Source organism: Haloquadratum walsbyi J07HQW2 (genome assembly GCF_000415985.1).
In the GTDB taxonomy this organism is placed as follows: Archaea; Halobacteriota; Halobacteria; order Halobacteriales; family Haloferacaceae; genus Haloquadratum; species Haloquadratum walsbyi_B.
Genome location: NZ_KE356561.1, coordinates 1,482,868 through 1,485,436 on the forward strand (window position 1 = coordinate 1,482,868; position 2,569 = coordinate 1,485,436).

Consider the following 2,569-nt stretch of genomic DNA (forward strand, 5'->3'; position numbering starts at 1 on the left):
ATACACGCGTTCCTGGTGGACAAGCAGATCACCAGCGCTAACTCACGATCTGCTGGGTCAAATACTAGCGTACCGTCTTCTCGATCCAACTGGTTAGCGAGTTCAGGTGGGAATCTAACCTGCCACTTTGCGTTGTCAGATCGATCAATCTCCGCTCCGTAGTTTTCCAACACTGTCTGACTGAAACGTTTGATATTAACGCTATTCAGGATCGAGGCGTCAACCTCAGAATTCATAGACTCTCCTGTGTCGAATTACCCGGAGGCGGACCCCTCAGATGTTGCTTATGAAGATATCTGAAACTCATGCTTTGTTGTTCCCTGTCTCGAAGCCGTCGAACACTTGTTCGTTGAATTGCTGAGCCTTCTTTGCAGTTTGCTCATCTTCTTTAAGATCAACAGCCATGTCTTCGAAGTTATTCTCAAGTTCCTGCTCTGACCCAGCGTCGATGAGCTGTTGCAAAACTTCCTGCTCAAACTGCCCACTAGACTGCTCACGTTCGGAAAGAATTTCTTTGAGACCGCCGACGGTTTGGTGAAAAACATCAATTTTCCCGTAGAGTTTTTCTAAGACATAGTCTTCAATCGTTCCCTCCAAAGCGAGGTTATATACATATACATCCCGGTCTTGACCGATTCTGTCAATACGTCCGATCCGTTGCTCAACACTCATTGGGTTCCACGGGAGGTCGTAGTTGATGATAACGTTGCAGAATTGGATATTACGACCTTCGCTGATTGAGTCTGTGGTAACGAGAACACCTCCGCGCTTTTTGAAATGCTGAATTTGTTCGTCTTTTTGTCCGCTTGATAATGATCCGCTTACGCTGTGCACTGGCACATCATCGCCACCAGCACCTGCGTGTAATGCGTCGACGATAGCGCTCTGTGTCGCTCGAAACTGGGTAAAAACGATTGTTCGACCTGTGTCCATTCGTCGGTTCACGCTCCGAATGATTTCCAACAATTTCTCCTGTTTCGTGGTTTGTTCAATTTGTCGTGCTTGCTTTGCAATTGAGAGGAGTTTGTTACGCTCTCGTCCTGTGACGTTGCGTCCATCACCGTCCAACCATTTCTCAACAGTGCTCAGGACCGCCCATGGTGAACTCACTACTTCTTTTTGCAACATCAACATCACAAGGTGCTGCCCGGCTCGTTTCGAGTAATGAGTTTTCACATAGTCTGTGACTGCGTCGTACAAGGAGCGCTCTTTATGACTGGGCTCAAATGACCTCGTCTTCACATCTCGATCTGTAAAATCAATTTCGGTGTCTCCGCGCTTATGTCGAATCATCACAGACTGAAGCTGCCGGTTCAGATCGGAAGCGCCCTGTACCCCTCCAGAATCGCCGTTTGGGAGATATCGTCGTTCGAACTCAGTTTTAGTGCCGAACAGACCAGGTCTGATTAGATTTATAATGTTATATATATCGGTGACATCATTCTGAATCGGTGTGGCTGTGGCGAAGAAGGCATATCGATATTCAATATCATCGACAAATTCGTAGCGATTGGTGTCTTGATTTCGGAGGTAATGTGCCTCATCGATAATTAATGCATCCCACGAGCGCTGATGAATCTCTTTGGCATACGAATCCTGTTTTGCAGTATCGATACTCGCAACGATTTTATTAGCCAAGTCGAACCCCTCGAAGTCATCGTCGTAGTTGCAGGCAAAATCAAGTCCAAACTTCTCATCCATTTCGCTCTGCCACTGTGTTGCGAGTTGTGCTGGTGTGAGAATGAGAAACGTATCATGAGCCTCCCGGAACACCATCTCTTTCAGTACCATCCCGACTTCAATTGTTTTCCCGAGTCCGACTTCATCAGCAAACAGCGCCTTACCATTCATTTGGAACAAAGCTCGGTGGGCGGCGTCTAATTGGTGCTCTAGTAACTGAACTTGATCTGTAATCTCTTGAAGAGATTGTAACTCCTGTTGGCTTTGTGCGATTGAGAGTCGATTCGCTTCGATATTGAGGAGATGGCTTGAGAGTTCTTCGCCACCGGAGTTTCCAACCTTATCAAGTATGCTTGAGGAGTCCTCTAACTTGACAGTAGTATCAACAAGTGGTTCATCATCTGTTGCCATCTGATTATGAAACGACAATTGTTAAACAGTATTAGAAGTTTTGCTGACACATTTTTGATTTATCGTTTTATTGCTCGCGTCAAGAGTACGTCTCTCTGCCGAAGCAATGATTACTACGACGTATCCGACATACCTGCATACTCCTTCGTCTCACTCACGACAAGAGACGGCTCTCCATGGAAGCGACAGGCTTGCTGTGCTTGAAATCTGGGTAATCATGAAACCTGTTTCCCCATCCATTCGTATCAACGAGAGTGTATGTGGTATCCTCGGAATCCGGTTAATCATGACATCTGTTCACCCATCGACTCGTGATCAACGAAGAGTGAGTTGGGATTCGTATTATACTGGATTTCCGGGGAAGCCCAAGGAGAATCTCACATCGAAAAACTATCGCTTCCTTCATCCACTGGTGGATTTCCTTACTCGGCATCTGGTTTGCTACATCGAGGAGAATTCACACAATAACATAGGGAGA

2 protein-coding genes are annotated in these 2,569 nt (G+C 46.3%); both read right to left on the reverse strand.

The features are described from left to right. On the reverse strand, positions 1-236 hold a 236-nt coding region (locus J07HQW2_RS06900; protein WP_021054706.1), incomplete at its 3' end, for a hypothetical protein. A gap of 67 nt (positions 237-303) precedes the next feature. Next, on the reverse strand, positions 304-2,091 hold the full coding sequence (locus J07HQW2_RS06905; RefSeq protein ID WP_021054707.1) for a DEAD/DEAH box helicase: 1,788 nt from the start codon (positions 2,089-2,091) through the stop codon (positions 304-306). Positions 2,092-2,569 lie beyond the last annotated feature (478 nt).

Excerpts from the sequence above, each read along its gene's own strand:
- J07HQW2_RS06905 (WP_021054707.1), bottom strand. The coding sequence starts at position 2,091 with ATGGCAACAGATGATGAACCACTTGTTGATACTACTGTCAAGTTAGAG.